Consider the following 6445-nt stretch of genomic DNA (forward strand, 5'->3'; position numbering starts at 1 on the left):
CGCGGGGACCGCCGCACCCTCGGGTGCGCGAGGGGCGGGACGACGGCGGCCCCCGCGAGGGACACGGGCCGGGTCAGGGCCGTCCGCGTCCGAGGCGTTCACGCGGTCCGGGAGCCGCTCCGGAGGTACGCCAACGCCGTTCGGTGGTGCCGGCCGGAGCTGTGCGCTCCTGCCGACAACCACCACTGTGCCGGAGGCGTGTTAAGCCGGTGCTGCCGTCACATGACGGGCCCGTACCGTTTGTGCGACGGGCGGGATCCGGCCACACGGGCGCCCGAACCCCCGTACCGCCACGGGCCGGTGGCCACCCCTACGCCCCACTGCACCGGCCGGGAGAGCTACTTGGCGCCCTTGGCGAGGAACGCCAGCAGGTCCTGACGGCTCACCACACCGGTCGGCTTGCCCTCGACCAGCACGATCGCCGCGTCCGCGTCGCCCAGCACGGCCATCAGTTCGGACACCGGCTCGCCCGAGCCGACCTGCGGCAGCGGCGAGCTCATGTGCTTCTCCAGCGGGTCGGACAGCGCGGCGCGCTGCGCGAACAGCGCCGCCAGCAGTTCCTTCTCCACGACCGAGCCGATGACCTCGGCGGCCATCACGTCCGGGTGGCCGGCGCCGGGCTTGACGATCGGCATCTGCGAGACGCCGTACTCGCGCAGCACCTCGATGGCCTCGCCGACGGTCTCCTCGGGGTGCATGTGGACCAGGGACGGCATGGCGCCCTCCTTGTCCGCGAGCACGTCACCGATGCGCGCCGCGGGGCCCGCCTCCTCCAGGAAGCCGTGACCGGCCATCCACTCGTCACTGAAGATCTTGCTCAGGTAGCCGCGGCCGCTGTCCGGCAGCAGGACGACGACCACGTCGTCCGGGCCCAGGCCCTCGGCCGCCTTCAGCGCCGCCACGACCGCCATGCCGCAGGAACCGCCGACGAGCAGCCCCTCCTCCTTGGCGAGCCGGCGGGTCATCTGGAAGGAGTCCTTGTCGGACACCGCGATGATCTCGTCGGTGACGTTCGGGTCGTAGGCGGTCGGCCAGAAGTCCTCGCCGACGCCCTCGACCAGGTACGGGCGGCCGGAGCCGCCGGAGTAGACCGAACCCTCGGGGTCGGCGCCGATGACCTTGACCTTGCCGCCGGACACCTCCTTCAGGTAGTTGCCGGTGCCCGAGATCGTGCCGCCCGTGCCGACGCCGGCGACGAAGTGGGTGATCTTCCCGTCCGTCTGCTCCCACAGCTCGGGGCCGGTGGTCTCGTAGTGCGAACGGGGGTTGTTCGGGTTGCTGTACTGGTCCGGCTTCCAGGCGCCCGGGGTCTCGCGGACGAGGCGGTCGGACACGTTGTAGTACGAGTCCGGGTGCTCGGGGTCGACGGCGGTCGGGCAGACCACCACGTCGGCGCCGTACGCGCGCAGCACGTTGATCTTGTCCATGGACACCTTGTCAGGGCAGACGAAGATGCACTTGTAGCCCTTCTGCTGGGCCACAATGGCGAGTCCTACACCGGTGTTGCCACTGGTCGGCTCCACGATGGTGCCGCCGGGCTTGAGGGCACCGCTCTGCTCGGCGGCCTCGATCATCCGGACGGCGATCCGGTCCTTCACGGATCCACCGGGATTGAAGTACTCGACCTTGGCAAGGACGGTGGCCTGCAGGCCTTCGGTCACACGGTTGAGCTTCACCAGCGGGGTGTTGCCGACGAGGCTGATCATCGAGTCGTGGAATTGCACCATGTTCTCCAGGGAGGGGACTCCACGGGTTCTCCGGGAGGCACGGCCAGAGTATGCGGAAAGGGATTGGCTGACCGGCAGTACGGGGCAGGAAGGTCATCGAGGCCAGGCACGGAAGCGAGGTGGCTCGAAGGGTGTCCAGGGCGAGGACGGCCCGCCGGATCGCGGCGGGCGCGGCGTACGGCGGAGGCGGGCTCGGGCTGGTCGGAGTCGCCGCCGTGGGGCTGGTGCTGGCCGAGGTCCAGTTCGCCAAGCGGACGGTGGGCACCGGCCTCGGTGATCCGCCGCGGGCGGACGGGCTGTACGGGAGCGAGTTCGGCGGCATGGATCCGGACCCCGGCCCCCTGCGGCTCGGCATGATGGGCGACTCCACGGCCGCCGGGCTGGGCGTGCGCCGGGCGAGACAGACACCGGCCGCGCTGATGGCGTCGGGACTGGCGGCGGTGGCCGAGCGCCCGGTGGAGCTGCGCAACGTGGCCGCCTCCGGGGCCATGTCCGACGACCTCGACCGCCAGGCGGGCCTGCTCCTGGACGGGGACCTGCCGCCGCCGGACGTGTGCGTGATCATGATCGGCGCGAACGACGTGACGCGGCGCATGCCGCCCACCCAGTCGGTCCGCCACCTCACCTCGGCCGTACGCCGGCTGCGGCTCGCGGGCTCCGAGGTGGTGGTCGGCACCTGCCCCGACCTGGGCACCATCGAGCCGGTGTACCAGCCGCTGCGCTGGCTGGCCCGCCGGGTCTCGCGGCAGCTGGCCGCCGCCCAGACCATAGGGGTGGTCGCGCTGGGCGCCCGTACGGTCTCCATGGGGGACCTGCTGGGCCCCGAGTTCGCCGCCAATCCGCGCGAGATGTTCGGCCCGGACTCGTACCACCCCTCGGCGGAGGGGTACGCGACCGCCGCCATGGCGGTCCTCCCCACCCTGTGTGCGGCGCTGGCGCTGTGGCCGGAGTCCGACCGCCTTGAGGTGGCGCGGAACGAGGACATGCTTCCGGTGGCCAAGGCGGCGTCCGCCGCGGCCGGCCAGGCGGGCACCGAGGTCACGCCCGCCCGCGGCCCGTGGGCCCTGCTCAAGTACCGCCGCCGCCGGCGGGTCCCGGGCGAGGACCTGGCCGCCACCACCCCGCCGGACCCGGCGGAATCCGTCCCGGGCACCCAGGTGGCGGGCACCTGACCGGGCCGCCCGTACACCCCTGCCCGGCGGCCGGCCCGCACCCCGGTCCGGGCCGGGTCGGGCCCGGCGGCCGGGCCGGGTCGCCGGGCCGGAACAGAACACCGGGCCTGCGCGTTCCCCTCGCGGAGCGACCGGCATCACATGCCGAAGCCGGTGACCTCGACCGTACGGGCCGGTAACTTCGCTTGCGGTCCCGCACGAGCCGCAACACACCATCCTGGGAGTCCCGATGCCCGAAGCAGTCATCGTTTCCACCGCCCGCTCCCCGATCGGGCGCGCCGGCAAGGGGTCCCTCAAGGACATGCGGCCGGACGACCTGACCGCGACGGTCATCCAGGCCGCCCTCGCCAAGATCCCCGAGCTGGACCCGCGGGAGATCGACGACCTGATGCTGGGATGCGGCCTTCCGGGCGGCGAGCAGGGCCACAACCTGGGCCGCATCGTGGCCGTGCAGATGGGCATGGACTTCCTGCCGGGCACCACCATCACCCGCTACTGCTCCTCCTCGCTGCAGACCTCCCGCATGGCCCTGCACGCCATCAAGGCGGGCGAGGGCGACGTCTTCATCTCCGCGGGCGTCGAGATGGTCTCCCGGTTCGCGAAGGGCTCCTCGGACGGCCTGCCGGACACGCACAACCCGCTCTTCGCCGACGCCGAGGCCCGTACGGGCGCCGTCGCGCAGAGCGAAGGCTCCTCGTGGCACGACCCGCGCGAGGACGGCCTGATCCCGGATGCCTACATCACGATGGGGCAGACCGCGGAGAACCTGGCCCGGCTCAAGGGCGTGACCCGCCAGGACATGGACGAGTTCGGAGTCCGCTCCCAGAACCTGGCCGAGGAGGCCATCAAGAACGGCTTCTGGGCCCGCGAGATCACCCCGGTCACCACCCCCGACGGCACGGTCGTCTCGACCGACGACGGCCCGCGCGCCGGTGTCACGCTGGAGGGCGTGTCGGGCCTGAAGCCGGTCTTCCGCTCCGACGGCCTGGTCACGGCCGGCAACTGCTGCCCGCTGAACGACGGCGCCGCGGCGCTGGTCATCATGAGCGACACCAAGGCGCGGGAGCTGGGCCTGACCCCGCTGGCCCGGATCGTCTCGACGGGTGTCACCGGCCTCTCCCCCGAGATCATGGGCCTCGGCCCGGTCGAGGCGTCGAAGCAGGCCCTGAAGCGTGCGGGTCTGACGGTCGACGACATCGATCTGTTCGAGATCAACGAGGCCTTCGCGGCCCAGGTCATCCCGTCCTACCGGGACCTGGGCATCCCGCTGGAGAAGCTGAACGTCAACGGCGGCGCCATCGCCATCGGTCACCCGTTCGGGATGACCGGTGCCCGCATCACCGGCACCCTGATCAACAGCCTCCAGTTCCACGACAAGCAGTTCGGTCTGGAGACGATGTGCGTGGGCGGCGGCCAGGGCATGGCCATGGTCATCGAGCGGCTGAGCTGAGCCGGAGCGGAGGGTAGGGGTCGCTGCGAGGAACGAGCGGCGGCACCTGCCCGCAGCGCAGGCGAAGCTCAGCGCGACCACAGGAGTCGAGCGGCTGAGCTGAGCCGCTCGATTCTTGGGGTCGCGCTGAGCCTCGGCTGAAGTTCGGTCCAGGCGCCGCAAGGGAATCGCTTGATCCCTTGCGGCGTACTGACACCGGTTCCAATCCCGTCGCGGCCGACCTGTGACCGAATCTCCCCCAGGATGTGACCTTTGTCCTGGGGGTTTGGCATTTCTCCAGGTCAGGGCATATTCACAAGATCCCTGTGTGACCAAAGCCCTGTCCAATTCGTGACGTAATGCACTGCACCCCATTCCCAGGCCGGGACACTCTGATGTAGGAAGTCGGGGGATCGAATCAATCAGGAGTTAGTCAGTGAGCGCCATGTCTCTTGCCCTGCTGCTGACCACGGCCGCTGCCACGGCTGTGGGCGCTGCTGCGCTGCACGCCGTACACGACCTGCGCAAGCAGGTGGCGGCCCTCCGCGGTGAGCTGGCTTCGCCGGTTCCCACGCGTGGTGCGGCCGTCCCCCACGCCCGCAGCGCCGCGCATTCCCCCGCCGCCGAGATACGAGCCGCCGTGGCCGAGGCCCTGGCCGAGGAGCGCGAGCGCGAGCTCGCCGAGGCGCGGGCCTTCTGGGCCGCGCAGGAGGCCCGTGACGCCGCCGACGCGCCCTCGCTGCTGGGCGGGCTGCCCGGCCTCGGTGAGGACGGCCCGGCGGTCTTCCTGCCCCGCCAGGCGGACCTGGTGGGTCTGGAGCCCGTGCTCGGCGACGAGGCCGCCGACGACCACCCCGAGGATTCGGCCGAGCTGGCCGCCGCGCGCCGGCGCCACCCCTCGCACCCCGACTTCGTACCGGTGCAGGCCTCTGCCCCCGGCGCCGACCACGAGCGCACGGTCAGCCGCCTGGAGGAGCTCGCGGAGGCCCGTACGGCCCTTGCGGACGTCCGCCCGGGCCCGCTGGGCACGCTCGACGTGTACGTCTTCACCGACGGCACCACGCTGTGCATGACCCCGGGGCACCGGGAGACGGCGGAGCGCCTCGCGGAGGCGCTCCGCACGGGCAACGCGCCGGTCCTGCTGGGCGGCTCGGGCATCTCGGGCGCCTACGCGCTGACCTTCTCCTGCGGTGACTCCCAGGATCCGGACAGCAACGTTTACATCCTCGCGGACCGCGTCATCGCGTCGCTCTGACTTCCGCCTGCTCCACCAGCCGCACGGCCTCGTCCAGGATCTCGGACGGGGCCTTCGCGGTTTTCCGGGCTCCGCCGGCCGCCTCGGCGGCGCGCAGCGCCTCGGCGAGGTCCAGGCCGGCCACCGCCACCTGGTCCCCGACGACGAAGACCCCCGCGTCGGGAATCTCCCGCGCCGGAGCCGCCGCCGCGGCCTGCTGCGGACCCTCCAGCGCCTGGGCCCGTACGGAGAGTTCCCTGGCCAGCTCCAGCGCCTGCGCGGCGGCTCCCTGCCGGAGGCGGCTCTGCGGCATGGCCCGCAGCCGGTCGGCGAAACGTTCCACGGCAGCGGTCAGGGGCGAAGTATCAAGCACCCGGCCGACCTTACGCGCCGCCGCGGCACCATTGCCAACGGGCGAACTCTCCGGCACGGTGGCGTGAAGAGAACAGCACAGCACGGCGATACCTCCGGAGGCGCCCATGTCCGTAGAGTTCTCCGAGCAGACCCACCGGAACATGATCGACAGAATCCCCCAGACCACCGGTCGTGAAGTCTCCGACTGGCTCCGCACCGTGGACGACGGCCCCTCACTCGTCCGGTTCGAGGAGAAGGTCAGCTGGCTGCGCGGGGCGCACGAGCTCTCGTACGGCCAGGCCAAGGCGATCATCCACGAGTACGACCTGCGCAGGGCGGCCCGCAAGTTCGGCTGAGCCCTCCCCGTCCCCGCCCCTCGATCCCGACCGTTCCTCATCAGTGAGCAGGAGTGGGTCTTGGACCCATTCCTGGTCACTGCGGGCATCCCGAACGGTTTTGGATGTCCTGGTCGCCCGCGTTCGCTCCGCGTCCGGTGACACGCATCGTGTGCGTGGTCCGGGGATGCGGG

The 6445-nt window shown here is 71.6% G+C and carries 6 protein-coding genes; 4 read left to right on the top strand and 2 right to left on the bottom strand.

Going from position 1 to position 6445, the window contains the following annotated elements; genetic code table 11:
- Positions 1 to 338: 338 nt before the first annotated feature.
- Positions 339 to 1724 (bottom strand): cystathionine beta-synthase, encoded by a 1386-nt coding sequence (locus ABTY04_RS32620; RefSeq protein ID WP_352217057.1) that lies wholly within the window; start codon positions 1722 to 1724, stop codon positions 339 to 341.
- 134 nt (positions 1725 to 1858) lie between these two features.
- Between ABTY04_RS32620 and ABTY04_RS32625 the strand changes: the two genes are divergently transcribed.
- From ABTY04_RS32625 to ABTY04_RS32635, 3 genes are all read left to right on the top strand, one after another.
- Positions 1859 to 2899, top strand: coding sequence for an SGNH/GDSL hydrolase family protein (locus ABTY04_RS32625; protein ID WP_352217049.1), 1041 nt, complete (start codon positions 1859 to 1861; stop codon positions 2897 to 2899).
- Positions 2900 to 3128: 229 nt separating this feature from the next.
- A complete protein-coding gene (locus ABTY04_RS32630) occupies positions 3129 to 4349 on the top strand; it encodes an acetyl-CoA C-acetyltransferase (protein ID WP_352217050.1) in 1221 nt (406 codons plus the stop codon).
- Positions 4350 to 4773: 424 nt separating this feature from the next.
- A complete protein-coding gene (locus tag ABTY04_RS32635; RefSeq protein WP_352217058.1) occupies positions 4774 to 5583 on the top strand; it encodes a hypothetical protein in 810 nt (269 codons plus the stop codon).
- Here ABTY04_RS32635 and ABTY04_RS32640 read toward each other — a convergent pair.
- Complete coding sequence (locus tag ABTY04_RS32640; protein ID WP_352217051.1) at positions 5567 to 5935, bottom strand: hypothetical protein; 369 nt, start codon at positions 5933 to 5935, stop codon at positions 5567 to 5569. The genes ABTY04_RS32635 and ABTY04_RS32640 overlap by 17 nt on opposite strands.
- A 106-nt stretch (positions 5936 to 6041) precedes the next feature.
- Here ABTY04_RS32640 and ABTY04_RS32645 point away from each other — a divergent pair, with 106 nt between their 5' ends.
- On the top strand, positions 6042 to 6272 hold the full coding sequence (locus tag ABTY04_RS32645; protein WP_030156482.1) for a DUF4287 domain-containing protein: 231 nt from the start codon (positions 6042 to 6044) through the stop codon (positions 6270 to 6272).
- The last annotated feature ends 173 nt before the right edge of the window (positions 6273 to 6445 follow it).

This window comes from Streptomyces sp. NPDC097981, assembly GCF_040302565.1.
GTDB lineage: Bacteria > Actinomycetota > Actinomycetes > Streptomycetales > Streptomycetaceae > Streptomyces.